The organism is Gardnerella greenwoodii 00703Dmash, assembly GCF_000263635.1.
Taxonomy (GTDB): Bacteria; Actinomycetota; Actinomycetes; order Actinomycetales; family Bifidobacteriaceae; genus Bifidobacterium; species Bifidobacterium greenwoodii.
The window spans coordinates 32,437-55,654 of record NZ_ADEV01000007.1 but is presented as its reverse complement, the minus strand read 5'-3'; the positions used below and the strand labels follow the sequence as shown (position 1 = coordinate 55,654).

Below are 23,218 nucleotides of genomic sequence, written 5' to 3'. Positions count from 1 at the left end.
GCTGGTGCGTTGGTGCGTGCACAGCGCACTAAGTATCTATTTTAGCAATTGCCGGCGCAAAAGCTCATACGCGCAAGAAAACGCGCGCGAACGCAAACACACTAAAACACGCGCAAACTATAAAAAACTCTAGAAATCTGCCGCAAATGTGAATGTGTTGTAAGCGTAAGGCGCATACCGTAGTTTTTTGCAGTCGACGCGACTAAATTAGAAAAATTGTTAAATCGCAAGAATCGCAAATTAAATCGCAAGAACACAAAGGAGATGTGAAGTCGTGCCGCAAACGCAACGCGAACCGTCAAAAGCGCTTAATATCAACGCTAAGACGACGTCAAGTTATGCTAAAGCGTCGGGAAATTGTGCGCGCACGGGTTACGGCGAAACTTGCGCAAAGGTGATTCTTTTCGGCGAGCATTCCGTGGTTTATGGGTATTCTGCGATTGCTCTGCCGCTGAAAAACTTGCGCATGCGAGCCACGGTGACTGGCTGCGATTTAGCGGGTGAGGAAAATGCTGGCTGCGAAACTGGCGAAACTGCAACTTGCGAAACGTGCGAAACGTGCTCAGAAATTCCCGAATCTGCCGAGTCCACTATCCCCCAAAATTTCGATTCGCTCATCACGCTTTCCTGCCTAGACTTTACTGGCAAACTTTCCGAAGTTCCGCAGCGTTTTAACAGCGTTCGCACCGCAATTCACGCGGCACTCGAGTTTTCTGGGCGCGTCGGCGATTCGCTGCATGTTGCAACAGAGTCTGATTTTCCGCCTGAGCGCGGCCTTGGCTCGTCTGCCGCTTCAGCTGGAGCTGTAATCCGCGCAATTCTTGACTACTACAAAATTCGCGCAAGTGAAGATGAGATTTTTGCGCTCACGCAATCGGCTGAGCGCGTGGCTCACGGGCGCTCTTCGGGCTTGGATGCCACTGCAACTTCGGCTTCGTGGCCTGTGCATTTTAGCAGCGGTGAGTTTTCGCGCATGGAAATAAACATGCGAGCGTGGCTTATTTTGGCGGATTCTGGGTGCAAAGGCATGACGCGCGTAACGGTTGATGCTTTGCGTGCGCGAATGGATGCTAAGCCGGATGCGGTTAAAAATCAGCTGGATGAGTTGGGGGCGATTGCGAATCAGGCGGCGGAAGATTTGGCGTTGGGGCGCGCTGCGGATATGGGTGCGAGGATGACGCGCGCGCACAGGATTTTGGCTGATTTGGGCGTGAGCACGCCTCAGCTTGATGAGTTGGTGCAGACTGCGTGCGATCACGGTGCGTTGGGCGCGAAGCTTACTGGCGGCGGTGGCGGCGGATGCGTGATTGCGCTGGCGGATACTGAGGCTGCGGCCGAGCGAGTAAGCGCGGCTTTGCGCGCGGCTGGCGCGTGCGGCACGTGGATTGTGGACTTGGGTGCGCTGGCATAAGCCGAGGCCAAAACGACCACAAACGCCGGAAAAATACACGGCAAATGTTTCCCAAATCCGCAAAACCGACCACAAACGCCGTAGAAAAAACACGGCAAATGTTTCCAAAATCAGCCAAACCGACAACAAACGCCGGATAAAAAACACGGCAAATGTTTCGCTACGCCGGTCTTCAGACACGCGTGCAGCGCGACGACCTGCTTTCGCGCTGCGATTTAGCGCGCGAAGGCAATTCGGAGCGGAAACTCGCTTAAGTTGGAAGTCCAGTGGACTTCCAACGCGAGTTTCGCGCGCGAGCGTAATCAGCACGAGCGCCATCTGCACCAGTGTCTCAAAACAAGCAAAATGAGACCCTAACGCAGTACGCAATCTGCACTAATGTCCGAAAACAACCAAACAGAGACAATAACGCATTAACTCATCTGCACCAGTGTCCCAAAATGGGCAGAATGAGACACTCGCGCAGAAAGCAAGTCATCGCGCGCTAAATCGCAGCGCTCAAGCAGGTCGTCGCGCAATAAAATCATCAACAATTGCTTGCATAATTAATTACATTTACGTTACATTGTATATAATTATTATGTAATCAGATAATCAAAAAGTACAGAATTCGCCATAAGAATTTGAATAAGAGTAGGAATAACGCATGGCTACAGCAACAACAGATATAGTAAACGTGAACTTTCGAGCAAAGAAAGAAGACAAACTCAACGCAGAACGAGTTTGCAAGGAGCTCGGAATCTCTATGAGCGCCGCGCTGAACGTGTTTATTAAAACAATCGGTCGCGAAAAGAGGATACCGTTAGATTTTTCGCTAGACCCGTTTTATGAACCGTCAAATCAAGCATATTTGAAATCGCAGATTGACGGCGTGAAAAATGGCACAATCAAGCTCGAAGAGCACAATCTAATAATGGATTAAGCCTGAGGATTCAAACAATGAGAAAAATTGCTTGGACTCCAGACGCCTGGAACGACTATCTCTATTGGGAAAGCGATAATAAAACTCGTAAAAAGCTTAACAATATTATTAAAGAGATTATGCGAAATCCAATAGATGGAAAAGGTAAGCCTGAGCCACTTAAAGGAAACTATTCCGGTTATTGGAGTAGACGAGTAAACGATAAGGATAGAATCGTTTACTCATTTACAGATGAAGCGATTATAATCTACGCCTGCAGAGGCCACTACGACGATAAATAACGCGAATACACAAGCGCGCAAAAATCGCAGCTAATCCGCGCGCACAAAAAATGCTAAAACTCCAACTAAGGATTCTTTAACAACTCATCAAACATCGCATGATACAAGCGCAAATTCAAAGACTCTATCCGCGTAATAGTCGAAATTTTGCACCGTCATGAGCATATAGATGCCTTGCTCAGTAAAAGCATATGGAAGCTTTCTGCGACCACCCCGACTTGATGTAGAATTTTTCGACATCAAGTTTTTGAACTCATCAGCGCATATGCAACTATTCTACAAAACACTACAGAAAGAGCAGCAAATAGACAGCCGCGACCAAAACGACAACAAACGCCGTAGAATTTACCGGCAAATGTGGTCAGCTTCGGCAAAATTGACAACAAACGCCGGAGAATTACACGGAGAATGTGGTCAGCCGCGCGCAGTTTATGCCTTTCTTCGTCAGGTCCTACCTACACTGTCAGTAGTGTCTTATTGCTACAAAACATCTTTTATTTAGTGATTTTTTTCTATAAAAACTTTTGATTTGCAAAGAATTGGTGTAGGCTAAGTTTTTGTAGCCTGAAATAGGTTTACTTCGGCTGAGCTTTTGGCCGTTCTATTCCAGTTTTGGGTTCTAAATATTGGTATCTGTCTTCTACGCGTTAGCCCTAACTTTTGCGTGGGAATCAGATAAAAGAGATTGAAGGTCTACAAATGTTGACTAAAAAGACCATTGCCGCATTCGCTGCTGGCGTCACTTTAGTTTCTGGTTTTGCTCTTGCAACCCCAGCAATGGCTGATGCTACTTCGCCATTGAATACTGCTGATCCATTGAGCTACGATTCTGCTACAAGTTCTGAAGCTTTTGCAGAGCCAGCTCCAGCCCCAGCTCCTGCACCAGCTCCAGCTCAGCTTCCTGATGCTCCAGCTGCTTTGGTCGCAAATCCAAAGACTCGCACATACACGAATCATTTGGGTACTGTAGTTTACGAGCCAGCAACCACCCCACTTTACGACGAAGCTTTGTCTGGCAAGTTCGATACTCCAGCCAAGCCAGCTCCTAAGTGCACTAAGACCAAGAGGCTTCCTAAGACCGGTGCTGCCGTAGCTTTGCTTGCCGTTGCTGCTTCTGCTATTGCAGGCTTGGGTGTTGCTCTTCGCAAGTTCCGCCATTAATGCGTAACTAATGAATAATTGAAAAGTTAAAAGGTGTAAGTTGTTTTAATTTGCGCCGTTTAATAACATACTTTGACGTGTGGTGTGAAATCGTTGGTTTTACGCCACACGTCTTTTTTTGGATTAAAACTTCATAAATTGGGAATACATACAATAACTGTTATACAAAGAATGCCGAGAGTACTTCTCCCGGCATTATTTATATAGGTTATACAAATAAAATACACGGCAAATGTGGTCAACCAATGCAGAAACGACCACAAACGCCAGTAAAAATACACGGCAAATGTGGTCAACCAATGCAGAAACGACAACAAACGCCGGAAAAGTTGCGCACGTTTGGAGCGATACGCCAAACCAAACCCTCCAAATGCGAGATAGATTCCCCACATTTGGAGCAATACACCACACCAAAGCTCGCACTATAAGCGCTCGCTTACGAAACTCGCGTTGGAAGTCCACTGGACTTCCAACCTAAGCGAGTTTCCGCTCCGAGTTGCTTTCGCGCGCGCTGTGCTGCGCTCAAGCAGTCGTCGCGCCAACGCGAGATAAGTTGCGCGCGTTTGGAGCAAAAAAATCGGGGACTGACGAATCAGTCCCCGAAAGCTTAGCATACTTGCCGAAGGAAGTTATCCTCCAGCAAGTTTACTTAAGTTAGTTCAACGCCGAATCAACTAATTCAGTGCCGAACTAGCCTCAGCTTAGTGGCGGATCTTGCGAAGAGCAGCACCCATACCAGCAAGCACGGAAGCAGCAACAGCAGCCAAAGCTACAGCAGCACCGGTCTTAGCCAATGGAGCAGCAGACTTCTTAGCATCAGCCTTCTTAGCATCGTTCTTCTTAGAAGAAGCTTCCTCAAGAATCTTCTTGACTTCCTGGCCGAACTTGCCGCTCAAAGCGGAGTCGTAGAGAGCCTTAGCGCCTGGAACCTGTGGGAAGTTCTTGGACAATGGGTCAGAAGTTACAACTGGTGGAAGCAAAGCTGGGTTTACACCGTTGGCAACAGCCTCGTTGTAAATAGCCTTGTAGTCAAGCAAAGCCTTGTTGTAAGCGTCAACTGCAGCAAAAGCCTTGGCCAAAGCATCCTTATACTCACCATTAGCCTTAGCAAAAGCAGCGGTTGCACGAAGTACGTGAGCTTCGGCGCGATCCACAGCGTCACTCAAACGAGTCTGGGTAGCAGAATCGTTTACACCAGAAGCCAAGAATTCGTTAAGACGCAACTTAGCGTTGTCAAGATCGTTGGTACGAGCCTTAAGTTCTGCAGTAGCAGCAGCAAGAGCAGCGGTCTTATCCTTAAGAGTTGCCTTTGCGTGAGCCAAAGCATCATCAGCGTCGTCAAGCATCATCTTAGCAAAGCGAACCTTGTCGATGAGAGTGTGCTGAACATCCTTGCCCTGTGGAGTTGGAGTTGGGGTTGGACCTGGGTTTGGATTTGGATCCTCGCCACCGCTGACAGCGCAACCAAGATTCGTCAAATGAATCTTAGCAAGATCGAGCTTATCCTGGGCTGCAGATACTGCATCCTCTTTCTTCTGAGCTTCTTCATCAGCATTCTTGGTATCGAGAGCAGTGAGCTTATCCTTGTAATCATCAGCAGTTGCAGCAGTAACTTCCTTAGCAGCACCAAGCTTCAAATCATCATTAGCTTCTGCATTCTTAGCAGCCTTATCGAAATCAACCTTTGCATGTGCCGTCTTGGCCTGAGCATCAGCTAATTCTGCATCAGCCTTACCATTTTCAGCGGCTTTAGCATCATTATAAGCCTTAAGAGCAGTCTTATAAGCATTCACGAGAGCTGTAGCCTTGTCAAGCTTAGCATGAGCACGACGCTTAGCAGCATTAGCGGTAACAAGATCATCCTTTGCATCCTGCAAAGCAGCCTTGGCATCATTAACATCGTCCTGAGCTTTCTTGCACTGTTCAGCAGTTGGCTTCTTAGCAGGCTCAGCAGCGAAAGCTGGGGCGGCGAATGCCATACCGGAAAGAAGTGTGGCGCCAGCAGCGAATGCGGCGATAGCCTTCTTATTCAACATAATATTTTCCTTTCTTCTTCTCCTTCGTGCTAGGTACACGAAGAAAAATTTGCCATTTGCGGTTTCCCGCGCGCACCGGTGGAACTAGGGATTTCACCGGTAGCTGAGTTATAACTTACAGCATACTCTCAGAAAACTCAACACCTGTGTTCAAGTTTTATACCCACAAATGCTGCGAATTTTTGATAAATTTTCTGTTTTTGTGTTAAAAAGACGAAATATTTACGGCTTTGATATGGATTTTGCGTAAAAATTACAAGACACGCCGTAACCAGAATTTTTTAATACTTTTCTCAGGTTTCTTTAAGGTTCGCTTTATTGCGAAAGAATCGCGCGCTTTTAATGCAGACTGCCTGCACTCACGCAGTTTGCTGCATTCACGCATTGCCTGCACTCACAAAATTTGCTGCACTCACACAGTTTGCTTTAAGATTCGCACGGAGTGGTTTACAGGTCCGTGGCCATGCACATGCCCACGAACATGGACGACCTCACTTCCGCGCCCAACGTGCAACTCTTCCCCGGCCGCAATCGCCTCTCGAAGCCACGCAGTCGACCATTCAAGCGCGCGCATCACAGTATCGTGATCGCTTAAACTCTTACCCTGGCGCAAAGCCAGCCCAATTTTCGTGGCCAACGCAGAAGAAAGCGCGCACCCAGTTCCGTGAGTCGTGCTTGTTTCAACGCGCTTGCTTGGAACGTGCCGCGCATCACCATCCGGAAAAACCGCAGTATTTCCAACGTCTTCGCTGGTTAAATGCCCGCCTTTTACAATCACAACAACGCTATTTTTTGCAGCCAACTCGCGCGCCTGGCTGCAAGCTTCATCAAAGTTTTTCGCAACTGGCAACTTACACAAAGCCGCCAACTCCGGCACGTTTGGAGTTACAACATCAACGCAGCTTATAAAGTTTCGCATCGCATTTTCGGCACTCTCCTCAAGCAGACGCTTGCCGGAAGTCGATATCATCACAGGATCTAGCACGCTTACAGGCACGGGATTATTTTGCATCCAATCGCGCATAGCCTCAATGTATTCAGCGCAGCCAAGCATGCCGATTTTTAGCGCGTCAACCGTAACGTCGTCGTACACGCACGAAAGTTGAGTGCGGAAAAAGCTGACCGGCGGCGTAAACACTTCGCGCACTTCACACGTGTTTTGCGCAACCAGATTAGTTGGTATGCACATGCCGTAGCCGCCAGCTGCCATGATTGACTTAAGATCCGCCTGAACGCCGGCTCCGCCTGTTGGGTCTGTGCCAGCCACGCTTAAAACGCGCGGGATGATTGGATTTGATTGCTGCATCGACGATTGCGAAGGCTGTTTGCTTGATACTAGCGTCATACTTTTATTATATTGCGTCGCGCACATTTATACTCAAGCAGATTGTTACGCTCGCGCTATAAGCGCTCAGGCAGGTCGTCGCGCACGCAGAACACAAACTGCGCGAGTGTCCAAAGAACAGGATTATGAGACCCTAACGCAGAAAGCGTACTGCGCGAGTGTCCCAAAACAAGCAAAATCAGACCCTAACGCAGAACGCATACTGCACCAGTGTCCCAAAACAAGCAAAATCAGACACTCACGCAGAAATCGTACTGCGCGAGTGTCCGAAAAATGGCCATCGAGCGCAAAAGGGGACTTACATACCACTCAAGTAGCGCTCGCTTATTCATCACATCCTAGGCCACTTGAACTTTGACTTGAGTTTGAAGAACGACTTGCCGCAGCGCAGCAGTTCCGCAGAAGCGTCGCAATGCTTGCTGTCGGTGAGCGCGCCGAATCCGTGACCGCTAAGAACCGATCCAAGCCATCCGCGCCTTCCGAATGCGCCGGTGGAAATCGCCAGCGCCAACAGCACGCCGAACAAGAAGCTGAACCATATTGCAGCTTGGCCGCCGCTGTAAGGCAGCGCAACCGGACGCACCAAGTATCCGAAGCTGAAGTATCCGACTAAGTGACCTACGTTATTGTTGTCACTAAAGCCGTCGCTCTCATTATCGGACTTATCTTTTGCACGTCCGTACAAAGCATACTCAACTCCACTGCCGTCAATCTTTAGATTCTTGAACGCCGCAGCATCTACGGAGCCATTATTGCCCATTATTGACTTGCAACTATTAAAATCAGTTGTGCCGCCAATCTTATTGACTTTGCACGCGTACAAGCTAAGGTCACTGAGTCTAGAGAAGCTATCGTAGTCGTCGTGAACATCCGCAAACAGAGTCTTTCCACTCTCCTTGCTTTGAGACTTCGAAACTTTTCCGTTCTCATATTCCACAGGATTACCCTTAACCGTGAGCTTAGAGTAGTCCTTCTCTTCCATTGTTACAACATAAGGATTATTAGCACTCGTGTGACCACTTAGAAGCGATCCTGCAGTTGCTGCAACAGTTGGCTTCTCGTTATCTACAGGCACCAGATACACAGGCATTACGAATTCGTAGTTTGCATCGTTATTCCAGCCGCCTTCTTTGCCTCGCGTTTTATGAGTATCTCCAACCCAGCTATCGCCATATGTCATAATAACCGACAAACCATTATCTGGATTCTTGAGAACCTTATGGCCGATGAAGTCAGGTTTAATCTCGCCAGACCTACCCCATGCGCCAATATTAGAAAAGTCAGTAAGCGAAAGACCGGTATTACTACTTTCAGACGTTACGCCATGGCTATTAGGAATAGAATACCCGCCGCCGGTACCGCCCTTTGAAATCATATCTATAACGTTTACATACCAAGTTTCTGCAGCAGCAGAGCCACCATTGTCATTATCAGCGCCGTTAGCACCAGATCTATGGTCTGCAGACGGGTTATACGTATAGAAGTGCGTATTCCAATTAAAGCTGAAGCCGTTTCGGTTATTCTCACCATCGACCTTATCGCTACCTCTTACCTCCGGCAGCAAGGATGGCTGGCAATCAGCAAACGACCAGTCACTTCCATCAACATACTTTCCACACTCGGCTGCTGGGTGCAAAGCACCGTTACGCTTAAGCTTCAACGCAGATTGCAAATCATTAAGCGTAAAGTTGTGCTTAGTTGAAGCATTGTACAGATACAGAAGAGACTTCTTATCTTTCGAAAGAACAAATCCTGGATCATACGGACGCCCAGCTACACGGAGAGCCTTACTATCATCCTTAGTTTCTTCGAAGCTAGTAGGCGCATCAGCTAAGTAGTCTGCAGCATAATCTTTACCGCCAGCTGTGTTATCATGACCACTCTCTGCGCGCAATCGCACAAATCGCGTAATCTTATTTTTTTGCGGATTTGGCACAAGCACGCGGCTTCTCCAGCCTCGAGTCATAATAGCTACGTCTTGTATATTTCCTACTTGTCGGTCACCATAGTTAGGCAGATTAAAAGGCTTATGGTCATCATCCATAGCACTATAGTCATATTTCCTAAAAGTCACCATAGTTCTACCAGGATCTAGCCTTGGATCCTCATTCGTAACGATTTCACTATCGTTTGGAAGCCAAATTCCCTTCTTTGGATCACCCGAATAGTCATTCTCGCTGCGCAAATCCATTCGTATTGCGCGCTCCTCGTGACCACTTAGCAACATTGGATGTATTTGCACTATTTGACGCTTCATCGTAACGTCGAAGTACACGCAGTCAGAAGGTTTCAGTTGACCTTCCCAATTGCTTACACTCCAGTAATCAGGACGGCATACTTCGCTAGGCTTTTCTTTTGCATAAGCCATTGGCAGCACGTCAAGAGTATCTTCCGAACCAGCGTCGTCTTTGTAAGAGTTTTTACCTTCTGCAGAACGCGTACTTCCACGATTTCCGTCGTTTCTGCCACTTTCACCGCTTCTTGCAGTCTTGTTTCCGTCTCTATCAGGCGAGTCATCAGAAAGATCTTCAGGACTTCTAACGCCAGGCATACTACTCCACGGACCAACCTCCCTACGGTCACGCGCTCGAACTACGCTTCCTGGAGCTAAGAAACCGCTAGGGAATGTTAGAACACCTTTAAGTCCTTTATCGGTTTTAATATTTTCAAGCTTCACCTCATCCGGCTTGGAAGTACCAGGGCAGACTTCCCAACTACCCCTTTTTATCAATCCTCCACGTTCTACCCAGCAGATGGAAATTGTTTTGCCAATGCTGTTTTCTACATCAGACTTATTTCCATCTACGCTAGATCTTCCAGCAATTCCAGCAAATCCTCTAGCGCCAGCAGCTCTAAAAGCATCCATTTTAGCTTTTTCAAGCTCCGAAGCAGGGTGATAGTAAACTACCATTCTGCTCGCACCAAAACCTGCTGTAACTACAACCTTATAGTCGCGGTTTTGTGAGTTATTAAGCCATCTATCTTCTTTTGCAACCTCATCTGTTTCACCATCATACGCAACAACGGATGGCTTAACAACATTTTCCCACGTCGCCTTGAAGCATCCAACAACAGTTCTTTCACTTTGCTTTCCAGCACTATCCGTAGTTTCAGCATACATTGTAAATACAGTTTGCTTATCCGTACTTGGATTTTGCAAATCCGTACTTCTGTATTTTTCAACAAACCTTCTAAGCAAATGTTTATTTGTAACACCGTTACTAACAAACTTCAGCATTGGACTAGAAGTTTTACCACTAGAATCCTGAATGTTGTTCGCCTTAATATAAACATTCAGATTATTAAGCAACACTTTACTGTTTATACTATCTGGATACAAAGTAACACTTAGTCTACCTTCACTATGCTGTACACCTTTACCAGGTTCGTACGCATTGAAATCATCATCTAACTTTAACGCTGAAGGCAAATTCATTGTTGCATTATCAGCTTCATACCAAGCTTTAGTGCCACGTTGATAAGCTTTCTTATCCAAGATAACAAGATTATCATTATTCACAGTGCAGTTATTCACATCACCATTAACCATGCATTTTCCGTGAATATCCCATGGATTACCATTACTATCAATACTCTTCGCACTAATCGTCGGCTTCTCATTATCAACCGGCATAAACCACACGTTTATTACGTTCGTTGTGTTATCTGGCGTCTTACCAGGTTCACGAAGCAGAAGATCGTTTGTAACCTGACCATTATTCACATAAAGTTGCGCATGCGTAAACGGCCTGTTCTTTGCGTATCCGTCAGGCGTTGAAGCATCCTTACCGTACGCGTCGTAGTCGTTAATAGTGTCGACATCAATATTCTTAGTTATAACGTCGCCAATATTTTCGCCATCTGCTTGACCGTTCAGATCTTCACCGCCAGGCATAAGGAAGTCCTTGTGAATAGCATATTCACTAACCTTCTCTGTACCGAAATGTTGACTACCCTTATTTGCAACAAGCCTATCTGTAATATGTACTTCACTTCCGTTTTTCATATTTACAGAAGCATCGTAAGAGAATGAAGAAGGCTTACTAATAAATTCATTAGGCGTATACTTAACTAAATTAAGCTTATTTCGCCACTGGCACGTACCTTCTTTAGCAACACCATTATTAGCAGCAATAGACGCAGCACATGTACCATCGTGCACAGCGTAACCTAATCCACCATCTTTAACCGCCTTCGGGTACAAATCATTCCATGCGTCAAATTGCCTATTATCCGCCGCGCTCATAGGAGTTAGCGAAGGCTGTGGATTATTTTCATCTTTCGTATTGATACTAGGCGTACCTTTTACAAGCTTTAGCACATCCTGAAGGTTTAACGCCTTACCATTGCCGCCCTTGCGGTATGAGTTTATGTTCCACTTGTACACAAAGTATTGCGTTCCATACTTCTGATTTCCATGCAAGCCATTTTGCGGCCCGTCAAATCCAGGATCGTTTCGCCCGTCAACACTCTTCTTGTTGTTATCTACTAATCCCCACGTATAGTCCTTGCGCATATCAACGAAGCGCGTCACCTTATGCTCAATCGGGTTAAGAGTAGTCTCGTCATCAGCTTCCAACTTTTTGAAAGAAAGCTTTTTTATAGCGTACAGCATTTCGCTAAATTCATGGCCCTCGTCTAGCTTGCCAATACCAGTAACGCCATCTAAGCACAGCTTCCACTGTTGATCCCTCTTCGACTCGCATGAGTATTTAGGCTTATCTTCACCATAAGCATACTTTGCTTGAGTTTTTGCAGGATTGAAGCCACTGTCGTACTGGTCGTAAGTATCGTACTTCTTTTGCCCTTTAACGCCAATTTCTTCCTTGCGGTAGCCGAAAATGCGCTCGTTACGCTTATCGTGCCTCATCCAAGAAAGCATTGCCACGATTTCGTTATTATTAAGCTCAAACGGGTTCACTTGCACTAAGCCGTTTGGCCACGCAATATCGAGCGGAAGCGGGTCAGATTCTTCGTAATCCTGGAGATTACTTGTATCCATAAGCTTCCAAAGTTTATCTTGACGCCAATCTGGATTATTTTCCGGCACAGAGTAAGTGTCTACGTAAATTCTCGAACCAATTTCCGCAAAGTATTCCGGAATCGTAATATTTCCAGTTACAGGATCAAAAGTTATTTCGCACTTATCGTCGCCGTTAGTAGTGCAACCCTTGATATACTTTCCAAGATTTGCTGTAATAATGCGCTTACTAAATTCTTTACGCCAATCATCGTTACTTTTTCCAGTAGAACGATCTTCACCTTCAGCATCTCGATCCTGACCCTTAGATTCTTCTAAATTATCTTTAGAATCTTTGGCTTTATTAGAGTTCTTGCTATCGTTACTGCCTTTATTATCTTTGCTTGCGCTACCGTTTTCTGCAGTATTAGCATAATCACTCTGCTTGTTACCATCACTTACTTCAGGTTTTTGTACTTCAGATTTCTGAGTATTCTCATTCTTAGAAGAATCACCTTCGTTTAGCACAGCAAGCTTTACACTACCGCGCCTTCCAGGAACATTGCGCTTTTTAGCATTCTTATTCTTAGAATTCTTTTTAGCATTCTTCTTAGTAGCTGTAACAATCTTCAAAGAAGCAGGCTTGTTACTAGTTTGAGGCTTATTAGCCTGCTCATCCTGCTTATCTTGCTGATTTTGGGTAGAGTTCTCCCCTGGTTTGGCAGTTTCAGTTTTTTCGTTATCAGCTTTAGCTTTGTTGTCAACTTTCGCCTTACCGTCAGCAGCCTTACCGTCAGCTTTAGATTTATCTTTATCCTTGCCGTCAGCCGCCTTTCCATCAGCCGACTTGTCATCAGCTGCATCTCTGTCCTCTAAAGCAGACCTATCCTCAGCAGCTCTAGATCCATCCGGGCTTGCAGCATCATTATTGTGGTTATAAGTATTAACCTGATGCCAAAAATCAGTCTTCTTATTACCGTCTCGCTGAATAACAATGCCATAGCAGCTGCCATCACTTGGGCAAAGTTTATCGTAGTTGTGCTCCTTCCCAGGCTTTTCCTTACCGCGCGCCCAAATGCGTACCATAATCGAGCGCACGCGCTTATCTTCATCCCAAGGATTCACGCGCCCAACATAATGTCCATTCGGCTTCTTATCCCACCAAACGTTTGGCAAACCATAGCCAGGAGATACAATAATCAGCCTAAGTTTCTTTATTACGGAATTACCTGCAGCATCCCAACCGTGGAATATCAAATCATGCACACCATGATTTCTATTCTGATCGCCCACTAATACTGTAGGAGAACCATCATCTTTAGAATTACCGCTGTTAGTAACCCATCCAACTTGATCCGTTTCATTATCAAGCTCGCCATTTTTATGAATGAATTGATCGTAGCTTATAGTAGTAAAATCGCCGCAACCACGATTATCGCAATCATTCTTTCTGTCACGCGAAGTGGTAATCATATCGAAATCATTGCGCACAACGACTTTTTTACTATCAAAGAATCTCTTATTTTTATCGTTAGTAAAGTAGTCAGTAGCTTCCTTCGGCTTAACGCCAAGCAAAATCCTCTTATCGTCATGGCCCTTAACCCAGAACTTAATTTTGCTATTAACAGGAATCTTCAAACCATCAGCCGGAACGTCAACAGGATTTCCGTTATTTACGCTCACTTTTACATCCAACGTTGGCTTCTCGTAATCAACATACGGGAATACAACAGGTATAACAGTAGTCGAGTTATCCCAGAACGTAATCTTTACGTACTTTACAAACACATAATTTGGCAAAACTTCAGGGTTCTTGCCATCTTGCAGCTGAGCACTATACTTGTTGCGCATCCAAGTTCTGTAAATACGCTTGATTTTAGCCAAGACTTTGTCATGCAAGTCTTGCTTTACAGGATCTCCAGGCTTCAACTCCTTACCGTCATCGCCCGTCTTAGGAGCATCTTTTACAAACCAAACATTACGCTTAGTAGCATTTTGCGCTTTAGGCCAGCATTCAGGCATGCTGTCTTCACGATCTTCACCAAGAGCTGCACGATCGTCATTCACAGCAGAATCATCGTCGCTATCTACGGATCTAAATTGAGTAGAAGACCTAGATTGACCGGTAATTTTATCCTTGTACTCATCAAGAATCTTAGAGTGTCCGCAAGGATTTACAACGCTGACAATAGGCACTTTAGCAGCAACGCTTAAATCAGCATCTTGAAGAGTATTCGAGCGAGGCTCATCACCCCACTTATCCGTCCACTCAGCTTTATAAACAGCAAGTTTCTTAAGAGGAGTATTAGAATCTCCATCCGGATTAACAGTCGAATAGTTAGCATCAAGCGGATAAGGGTTTGTGGCACCTTTCCTCTGCCTTATGGAACCATACTTACGCCTTGAACCATAATCATCCTTATTAACAGGCGGGAACAAGTTAGGATCGAAAGCCATTACCTGCCTATACAAATCAGAACGCTTGCCAACAAAATTCACAAACCCAGCATTATTATCACGCTCATCAACAATAAGAGGATTAGGAAGCGGCTGATCATAAGAATAATACTTAGGCGTATTGTTATTTTCGTCATATTCCTCAGTTTGCAAAGGCTTAAACACATCCGCTTGCGTAATAATCCTATACCACAAATCCTGAGTTTCGCTCATGTGATACGTTCTATCGTTATATCTAAGCTCAAGCTTGTGTCTACCAGGCTCTGAATCCTTCGTATTATGGTCGTTCATACCAGGATTACGGAACCACTGATTGCCTCGAGCATAACCGTTATTCGGGGAATAATAATCAGGCAATAAGCGTATATCTTGATCCTCGTTCATAAGAGGCGAAGTTCCCAAAGGCTTATTTACTATCCCAAGTAACACGCTAGAGAATGAAATATGCCTATTAGTAAGATAATTACCGCTATCACTGTTGTACGGGCCCAAACCAGTACCCTTAAGGAAGTGGTATCTAGGAGCCTGAATATCCATAATTCGCGGCGCACCATACCACTGCTGATGCATTACAGTGTACATGTAGAAGTTAGCGTCACGTCCAAAATTAGTCATGGAGTATTTACTGGCTTTAGTAACACCAAACGGGTCAGTATCACCATAAAAACCTTTGCTGAATTTTTTACCGTAGTAAGATCCTGCAGCATAGAAGAACGAAAAGTTTTCGCAACCTGTTCCATCACCCTTATTAGCAGTGCAATATGAGTCGTTTTTATTCGTAGAAGTTGTAGTAGTGAAGTGAATCTTATAAGTATAAGCAATCTCGCCAGACTTAATTTTGTTCACAAAACTAAATACGCGCTGAGTGTCACCTTTTATAGATCTATAAAGATTTTGTACGAGCGCAACATAAGCAGGACTATATCCTCTGTTATAGCTTCCTTCAACTTTAGGAACAACTTTAAGATCGCCTTCGTCCAAAGCACCATAGCTACTGGACTTAATGCAGTCCAAACCTTGACCATCACGGCACCAACCAATAGCGTCAGAACTGTTCAAATCTTCAGTTGTTACAGCATCCGGAAGGAGTCTAGAATAATTGCCATTTTTACTATCGTCGTTGCCGCGCATCTTATTCCAAGCTGCGACTAAGTCGTCTCCAGTATCAAAATCGTTACCGTCAGTTTTAATACTGCACAAACCATTAGGATTATCCCACGAGAATGAGCAAGTTTCGCGAGGAGGATTCTTGTTGCCTTTCTTCTGCTTATACAAAGCAGTAGCTTCCCTGCCACTGTAAAGAACTCGCTGAATATACTGCCTTCCACCTTCGCTACCCTTGTCTAGAATCTGACCTTTTGGAATCGTAAAGTAATCAAGAGCAGCACCAGCGCCTTGAGTACGGCCACCAGCATTAAAAATAACATCCCACACGAAGCCGCCACCGGAAAGCTTAGGCGTGCGCTTTACAAACACGAAGTCTGCAGTGTCGTCAATAGGCAAGTTAATTCTGTCAACACCTGAACCCTGATTGTTAAAGGCCATGTTGCGGAAACGACCCATAATAAAAGTGCCCTTAGGATACGGAGTGAAGTAAGTTGCGCCGTAATGATCCGTGCCGGAAGGATCTTCAGGCACAGGACCGTTCTCGTAGTGACCGCGAGGTCTCGTTGCTGCACCAATAAACGGATCACCAGATTCCAAGTTGTATCCAAGACTATTAACATCCAAATCGTGGCCGTTCGTGGCTCGCAAACCAGCTCCGTCGCCGTCAGTAGTAATGCATGCACCTAAAGCGTAATCTTTGTTGCACCCAGGGTGATACTCTTCGTAAGATTCGCGAGCTGTGTAATTCTTAGCTTCGCGGTTTTGTGCTTTTGCATAATCGTCGGCAGCGCGCTCAAGAGGTGACGAACCTCGGCTTTTAAGCGAGTTTAAAGCTCGCGCGAATGGGCTGCTTTCGTCCATGAATACGCTATTATTGCCGAAACCTTGTAATGAGGAAAGTTCCGAAGAGTCGTAGGAAGATTGAGATGATGCGTATTCTGATGAAGATGGTGCGGATGGTGCGGACGATGCGGGATTTTGGTTAGAAGAAGCGGGATTTTGGTTGGAAAAAACGGAGCCTTGGTGGGAAGATGGATTTGGCTGCGAGCTCGACTCAGAGTTTGACTTAGAGCCAGTTTGAGAATCGGAGTTAGAGATTGATTTAGATCCGGATTGAGAATTTGGATTGGCAGACTCAGCAGAAGTGCTGGAATTATTAGCATTATCCGCCGCAACCGCAGTTTCAGCAGTCAAGCAAACAGGCAGCCACATAGACACAGAAATAGCGCACACCAGCACCGTCTTAAGCACCGTCTTAAGCGCTCTCACGAAAGCGCTGACGAACGCACGATACACATGCTTATCCGCACGTTTAACCGCGCGAATAGCCGCACGAGTTGCGCACTGGGTCAACTGACCTATGCGAACAAGAACGTTTAGCATAATCGTCCAAATACTCTTCATAATTCCACCTGTTTTACATTGTTTTACGCGCTTTACGTAGCCTCACGGCAACGCAAGTTTGTTTTTAAGTTTTGATATTAAGTTTTGTTGTTAAGCCTTAGTTTTTAAGTTTTAGTGTTCAGTTTTGCTGCTATACGCAATCGCTTATAAACCGAGAATGTTTATAAGCCAGTCGAACGTCTTTTCGCCGTGACTGCCCCTCTTACGTTTCTTACGCGAGCTAGACTTTTTGACCTTCGGCCTCTTTTTTGGCCGATTCGCAATCGCCCTAGCTTCCTCACGCGCAAGATCTTCTCTGCGTACAGCGCTATCTTTCGCGCTAGTTACTGCACTAGTTACTGCACTACTTGCAGCGCTACTTGACTCGCCATCTTTCGCGCTATCTTCTTCGTCTTCCTTCTTTTTCTTCTTAACCGGCAGACCAGCCCACCAAACGTAGCCGCCCACCACGCACAAGCTACCAAAGCAACCCAAAACCCACCACGGGAATCGCGGAACATCCGGCTTCTTACCACGAAGCGCCTTATCTGCCGCAGGCGTTGGCACAACTCGCTCACCAGTCACCAAAATGCGCTGCGTGTTAATGCCGAGCGGCGTGCAAGTAATAAGCGTCACCAAATCCTTGCCAGGAACAGCCGCAATCTTCTTCGTCTCGTCCGGGTTCACAACGATTTTGTCAACTACCTTATAGGTAAGAATCTCGTCAAAAACCTCAATCGTAAAAGTGTCACCCTTCCCGATTTCGTCAAGACGCGTGAACATTTCCGCACTAGCAAGACCGCGGTGGCCGGTTATAACCGAGCGCGTTCCCTTGCCGCCAACCGGAAGCGAAGTTCCACGCAAATGACCAAGACCCTTTAGAAGAGTTGCATCTTCCGTACCGTGGTAAACCGGCAAATCAAGGTCAATCTTCTTAATACGAAGACGAGCCATAAGTCCATCATCGTTAGCCTTTAACTGCTCCCAGTAGTCTTGACTAGCATCCGACGTTTCGCCATGCGAAGTTGGAATATTCGTATTCGCTTCGTAAATAGCGCCCGACGAAAGCTTTTGATTGTACTCGCGAGCACGCGCCAACTGCTCGTGTGGAGCAGGAACCGCATGCGTAATAAGCTTCGCGTACTCAGCCGCAACCTCCGACATGTGATACTGACTCAGCCACATGGCGGCATGCGGATAAATAAGCGACGCAAACGACGCAAGCAGCAGCAAAGCGGGGATTATGCAGGACTTCGAAAAGTGCCAGTTTTTTTGAGTGGAAGTTGTTTTAGTTTTGGTTTTAGTTTTTTGGGTTTTGATGCCGCCGTTATTTGGATAAGTTCGAGCGTCGCGATGACCGTGTTCATCACGATAATCGCGTTGATCTGGCTTAACCGCAACAATGCGACTCTCAAAAAACCTAAACATATTAGTAAATCCTGTTGAAGGCGTTCGTGTGCGAAACTCGTGGAGCTGGTTCTTTTTACTGTGGAGCGAGTTTTGGGGGCTGGTGTTTAGCTGGCGGATTTCTGGAGTGGCTGTGTGAGATAGGAATTACTTGTCTCGCAGCGCTCCGCTCTTATACCTTATTTGGACTTAGCGGTTGCATAGTTAAGTTTAGTTTTTTACTTACTTTTTCTGCAAAAATAGTATTCGTCAACAAGATTATTACTATCGTTCCGCTTTTATATTGCTCGACCAAGCAATTCCTATCTCCCACTACTAGTAAAACCGCTAGTGTTCTTTGGTGTGGTAGGAGTGCCTGGTGTGACTAGCGCAGCAGCGCTAATGCTAGTGTTCGCTGATCAACAGGAATCAGCGTTAGCAAAGCAAAACTGCAAAGCTACAAAACCACTTTTCGCAGAAGCATTGGTGCAAAGCTTCGGAAACACAGCGTCTGCAGAGCATTGGTGCAAAGCTTCAGGAAACTTTGACGGAGAATATCCGGCGTTTGCGCGACGACCTGCTTTCGCACTCAAAGCGTAGCGCGCGAAAGCAACTCGGAGCGGAAACTCGCTTAGGTTGGAAGTCCAGTGGACTTCCAACGCGAGTTTCGTAAGCGAGCGCGTTAATCGCGCGAGCATCCCTCATTCAGTGCGAAAACCTCAAATCTCTACCACACGAATATCCACACAACTGAATGACCGCGCAACTAATCCGCTCAAACCGGTTGCACAGCTTGGCTTGGAACCAAACTGCGCAACCGGCAGAGCAAATCAGCTGAACAATCGTTCAAAACACTCAGCCAACGAGCGAGTTTTACTCTTGCTCCTGCTCCTTGCGACGCTTCATCACAACGTAGAAGAGCGTGCCAGCGATGCCAACAATGCCGCAAACTGTCAAAATCACCAAGCCGCGAGCACCGGTCATTGGCAATGCGCCGAGGATCTTGTCAACAGCAGTAGACTTCTTGTTGTTAATCTTCAATGTGTTAGCTGAATCTTCAGCACCAGCAGTGAGATTCACACAATGAAGCTTGTCATCAAGTTCAAATCCATCTGGAGCTTTAGTTTCAACTGCGCAATAAACGTGTGAAGTTGTACTATTGTTACCAACGAAGAAGGAATCAGAAGCCTTACCTTTATCATTGGTTGCAGCCATTGTGCGAACTTTGCCACTATCGTCTATTAAGCCCTTGGCATTAGCAGTATTTACTTCAGAAACTTTCTTACCATTAAGATCATTTAGTTGCTTTCCTTCAGCAGCTTCATAAACCTGGAACACTGCACCCTTCAAAGGCTTTCCATCTTTATTATCACCATCACTCAAACCAATCTTATCGATGTTGAGAGTAGCGAAATTAGTGGTATCTTCACCTTCGTGAGTAGGATTACCTGGAGTTTCGCATGGATGATCCTTAGTTGGAACGCATGGAGTTTTATCTCCTTCGCCAGTTGTTATGCCATCTACATCAGTGTTTATAAAGTTCTTAATTTGTCCAGGAGCAATAACTGTTGTTACAACTGTTGCTATAAGTTTGCCACCAACTTTTGCAGTAGCCTTAGTCAAACCTTCACCAATGAGCTTAACGCGAATCCACTTAACAGTCTTGAGCTTGTCAGCAGTGGATAAATCAGTAACCTCAGTTGGAGTTGCATTTGTATCAGAATATGCTTTAACTTCATACATGCTTGTATCTAGCGGTTCAGCATTATTCCCATCTTTATCAGTAAGCTTCACATCCTTAACACTGCTATAGTTCAAGAAGTCTGTGTTAATTGGATCAGTGAAGGAAACATTGGAGTATTTAGTCTCACCTGGTTTAAGAGCAGTAAGTGGAATGGAAATATCCCAGCCCATCGTTGTCTTAGTGCCCTCGATGAACGGCTGATTCGGCGCAGCCTGAGCTTTCTTCGTAACCCTATTGGTGGACACGTCATTCTTTGGATAAATATTTAACTTATAAATCCAATCATGATCCTTGGTATTTGGAAGAGGAACAGTTACAAGGAATGGATTAACCTGCTTAGTAACGCTAACAGGTTTTCCATCTCTCATAGGCTTGCTATTAGCCAAGTCTTCTTCTACCAAGTACAAGCCGTACGTAGTGCCAAGACCAAATGTTGTAGAACCTTCCTTAGTGCAGCCTTGATCATTTTTAGCACAAGTTGCTTGTTCTTTAATATCAGCCGCAGTGGTAGAAGGCTTCAAGTTAGCATCTTTCAAAGCCTGAGCAGCAGTCTTATTCTCAACATTAAGATTTTTAATTGCTTCCCAGCCTGACGTCTGAGACAAATCAATTTTGTTACCTTTAGAATCAAGAATTGGAGTGAGCTTGAACTTCACGCCTGAAATTGGTAGTTGCGTAGATGGAATAGTCTGCTCTTTACCATTATTCCTAATCGAAGTCTCAGGACCTTCATACTTGTAAATGGTAATAGAAGTAGCTTGGCCAGATTTAATATTTGCTGTGTTTTCACCTTCAGCAGGAGTACTCGATGGACCAGCAGCCCAGGCAATGGAGCCTGCAACGCAGCACGTTCCGAGTGTGCAGGTCGCGGCTAATACGGCAACAGCGCGCTTTAACTTTAAAGTCTTTAGACGCATATTCCCTCTCTTCAATAAATCAATTAATCGTCTTATTCTCTTTATTTAGACTCAAAAGGCCGCTCGTAGACCAAACAAAAAGGTTATAATGTTGTAACAACTGTATTGACGCTGACGCACGCCTGTAAACACACAGATGCAAACGCAGAATACAACTGCAACCTTCATCATTCAGCCATTTTTCGCAATGTGCGATAACGCTCAACCATGAGTAAATACAATAATAGCCAACAATTAGACGAAAAATGATGTGAAGTATACCACAGTCAAATGTTTATATTTCTGAGCATCTACCCCCCCCCCCGGTACAAAAATCGTTTAAAATCAACGGGTTTGGGGGTGACAAATTACTAGCTCAGTCGCGTTTTGTGCGTTTTTATTTTTTTCTAAAAAAACCAAATACGGCGTGTCGCATTGCTCTTGCTTGAAGCTGCATTGTGCGCTTCAAGCAAGCTCAATGCGGTAGCGACGACTCAATGCTGAAAGCACAGTGTGCTTTCAGCATCGGAGCGCACACGATTACGCTTTCTTTATATTCATAACAAAAATTCAACCTGTCGGAATTTCCAACAAGTTCGTTTGGAAGGCACAAGGAAAGTTGAGAGCTAAATCACAGTGCTAAAACACGTCAACGCGCATTCGGCACAAACTCAATCCTGCAAGTCGCGTTCAAAGCATTTGCAATACGATTCAAAAGCGCAATAGTCGGATTCCTCGAACCATTTTCCAACCTGCTAATATCCGACTGACTTATACCAGTCTTCTCCGACAGCTCAGCCTGAGTCAAACCAGCCTTTTTCCTAGCCATCACAAGCGACATAGTCAAATCTCTTTCCGGCTGAAGAGCATCATACTCTTTCTTGAATTCAGGATCCTTAATAAGCTCGTCCGTAAGTTCATGTAAATCATTCATTCGCATTCCCTGCCCTACTTGCGTTCCCTGCAACTCTTGCTTTTTCATCACAAGCCTATCTTTCTATTAAAATATTCAGCCCTTCTCTGCATAGCTACCAATATCTCACTACGCGGAGTTTTCTGCTGCTTTTTAACAAATCCGTTGGTGGCAACAATAATCTTATTAGCATCAAAAAAGTATAAAATACGCACTATGTTGCTACCTAAAATAGTGCGAAGTTCAAAAATATGGTTGCCAACATGCTTACTAAGCGGCTCCCTCGCATCGTTTCCCAACATCTCCAAACGATGCAAATCCGAAACCACCTTCGCACGCAACTTAACATCCAAACTTTTAATAAACTCACGTACTGGCTTATCACCATCCTTATCACTGTAAAAAATCACATAAAACAATTCCCCAACCCCCTGTTTATGTTATATATAGCATAAATAGTACATGCACACCTTGTCAAAACAAGCAAAATCAGCAACTAACGCAGAAACAGTACTGCGCCAGTAACGAAAAAGCGACAAAGTGCGTTAGGCGCGCAGAACGACTACTTCACCAGTAACGAATAAACCACACCATACGAATGCTGCATTATGTCATTTGTATTTTGGCTTGTTTGCAATAACAGTTGCGTCATTTCTTTTGAACTAAGAAAGTCTCTATTTTCAACAATGAAGTCTTTCATCTGCTTGAACATTCGTATTAAAGACTTGCTCTGTTTAACTGCCAGTTCTCCCCTTAATACAGTCATAAGCATATAGATTCCCTGTTCTGTAAAGGCATAAGGCATATATCTTCTACCACCTGAACCTTCATCTGATTTTGAGGTCAAAATTTTTGACCTCAAAAATTCCCATTCATCTTTTGTAAGTTGAAATCTAAAATCTTCATCAAATTTTTCTATGTTATTCTTTACTTGCTGATTAAATGTTTTTGTTTCATATCCATATATTTCAGCAAGTTCAAAATCAAGCATAACCTTTTGATTTCTTATATAGTGAATCTTACTTTTAATCGTAGTTTCATCTATTATCACAATCTCTTTATTCTCTTCTGCCATAATGCCCCCAACATTATCTGAATATCTTTTCCAATCCGCCAACCATACGTTACTAACGCAGAACGCACGCTGCACCAGTGTCCGAAAGTAGGCAAAATCAGACACTAACGCAGAAACCAATCTGCACCAGTGTCCCAAAAC

Annotated in this window: 11 protein-coding genes and 2 pseudogenes; 4 read left to right on the top strand and 9 right to left on the bottom strand. The window is 45.1% G+C overall.

Annotation, left to right across the window (positions count from 1 at the left end; translation table 11 throughout):
* Positions 1–274 precede the first annotated feature (274 nt).
* The 3 genes from mvk to NG78_RS03300 all read left to right on the top strand — a co-directional run bounded on the left by mvk (position 275) and on the right by NG78_RS03300 (position 2,614).
* On the top strand, positions 275–1,411 hold the full coding sequence (gene mvk, locus NG78_RS03290) for a mevalonate kinase (RefSeq protein WP_004134409.1): 1,137 nt from the start codon (positions 275–277) through the stop codon (positions 1,409–1,411).
* A 646-nt stretch (positions 1,412–2,057) separates the two neighbouring features.
* Positions 2,058–2,333: a type II toxin-antitoxin system RelB/DinJ family antitoxin gene (locus NG78_RS03295; protein ID WP_004134403.1), complete on the top strand. Its 276-nt coding sequence runs from the start codon at positions 2,058–2,060 to the stop codon at positions 2,331–2,333.
* Positions 2,334–2,350: 17 nt separating this feature from the next.
* Entirely contained in the window at positions 2,351–2,614 is a 264-nt protein-coding gene (locus NG78_RS03300) for a Txe/YoeB family addiction module toxin (RefSeq protein WP_004134401.1), read from the top strand.
* Positions 2,615–2,764: 150 nt separating this feature from the next.
* On the opposite strand, the pseudogene NG78_RS06245 reads toward NG78_RS03300, so the two are convergent.
* Positions 2,765–2,881, bottom strand: a pseudogene (locus NG78_RS06245) (ORF6N domain-containing protein); the annotation flags it as partial.
* A gap of 432 nt (positions 2,882–3,313) precedes the next feature.
* Here NG78_RS06245 and NG78_RS03305 point away from each other — a divergent pair.
* Positions 3,314–3,775 carry a hypothetical protein gene (locus NG78_RS03305; protein WP_004134400.1) on the top strand — a complete coding sequence of 154 codons (462 nt, stop codon included), beginning with the start codon at positions 3,314–3,316 and terminating at the stop codon, positions 3,773–3,775.
* 701 nt (positions 3,776–4,476) lie between these two features.
* Here the strand turns inward: NG78_RS03305 and NG78_RS03310 are convergent.
* From NG78_RS03310 to NG78_RS03345, 8 genes and pseudogenes are all read right to left on the bottom strand, one after another.
* The gene (locus NG78_RS03310) at positions 4,477–5,811 is read right to left on the bottom strand and encodes a hypothetical protein (protein ID WP_004134399.1); all 1,335 of its coding nucleotides are present in this window, start codon (positions 5,809–5,811) and stop codon (positions 4,477–4,479) included.
* A 412-nt stretch (positions 5,812–6,223) separates the two neighbouring features.
* On the bottom strand, positions 6,224–7,156 hold the full coding sequence (gene thiD, locus NG78_RS03315; RefSeq protein WP_032837760.1) for a bifunctional hydroxymethylpyrimidine kinase/phosphomethylpyrimidine kinase: 933 nt from the start codon (positions 7,154–7,156) through the stop codon (positions 6,224–6,226).
* Between the two features lie 331 nt (positions 7,157–7,487).
* Positions 7,488–17,084 (bottom strand): hypothetical protein, encoded by a 9,597-nt coding sequence (locus NG78_RS03320; protein WP_004134397.1) that lies wholly within the window; start codon positions 17,082–17,084, stop codon positions 7,488–7,490.
* Positions 17,085–17,228: 144 nt separating this feature from the next.
* Positions 17,229–18,491: a class C sortase gene (locus NG78_RS03325; RefSeq protein ID WP_004134396.1), complete on the bottom strand. Its 1,263-nt coding sequence runs from the start codon at positions 18,489–18,491 to the stop codon at positions 17,229–17,231.
* An 831-nt stretch (positions 18,492–19,322) separates the two neighbouring features.
* Positions 19,323–21,110, bottom strand: coding sequence for a SpaH/EbpB family LPXTG-anchored major pilin (locus NG78_RS03330; RefSeq protein ID WP_004134394.1), 1,788 nt, complete (start codon positions 21,108–21,110; stop codon positions 19,323–19,325).
* Between the two features lie 628 nt (positions 21,111–21,738).
* On the bottom strand, positions 21,739–22,071 hold the full coding sequence (locus NG78_RS03335; RefSeq protein ID WP_004134392.1) for a helix-turn-helix domain-containing protein: 333 nt from the start codon (positions 22,069–22,071) through the stop codon (positions 21,739–21,741).
* Complete coding sequence (locus NG78_RS03340; protein WP_004134390.1) at positions 22,071–22,412, bottom strand: type II toxin-antitoxin system RelE/ParE family toxin; 342 nt, start codon at positions 22,410–22,412, stop codon at positions 22,071–22,073. Before NG78_RS03340 ends, NG78_RS03335 begins: the two co-directional genes overlap by 1 nt.
* Before the next feature lie 185 nt (positions 22,413–22,597).
* A pseudogene (locus NG78_RS03345) lies at positions 22,598–23,077 on the bottom strand (ORF6N domain-containing protein); the annotation flags it as partial.
* Positions 23,078–23,218: the final 141 nt, after the last annotated feature.

Bases quoted from the DNA above. Each gene is read 5' to 3' on its own strand.
- NG78_RS03295 (WP_004134403.1), top strand. From the start codon at position 2,058: ATGGCTACAGCAACAACAGATATAGTAAACGTGAACTTTCGAGCAAAG.
- NG78_RS03300 (WP_004134401.1), top strand. From the start codon at position 2,351: ATGAGAAAAATTGCTTGGACTCCAGACGCCTGGAACGACTATCTCTAT.
- NG78_RS03305 (WP_004134400.1), top strand. From the start codon at position 3,314: ATGTTGACTAAAAAGACCATTGCCGCATTCGCTGCTGGCGTCACTTTA.
- NG78_RS03310 (WP_004134399.1), bottom strand. From the start codon at position 5,811: ATGTTGAATAAGAAGGCTATCGCCGCATTCGCTGCTGGCGCCACACTT.
- thiD (WP_032837760.1), bottom strand. From the start codon at position 7,156: ATGACGCTAGTATCAAGCAAACAGCCTTCGCAATCGTCGATGCAGCAA.
- NG78_RS03320 (WP_004134397.1), bottom strand. From the start codon at position 17,084: ATGAAGAGTATTTGGACGATTATGCTAAACGTTCTTGTTCGCATAGGT.
- NG78_RS03325 (WP_004134396.1), bottom strand. From the start codon at position 18,491: ATGTTTAGGTTTTTTGAGAGTCGCATTGTTGCGGTTAAGCCAGATCAA.
- NG78_RS03330 (WP_004134394.1), bottom strand. From the start codon at position 21,110: ATGCGTCTAAAGACTTTAAAGTTAAAGCGCGCTGTTGCCGTATTAGCC.
- NG78_RS03335 (WP_004134392.1), bottom strand. From the start codon at position 22,071: ATGAAAAAGCAAGAGTTGCAGGGAACGCAAGTAGGGCAGGGAATGCGA.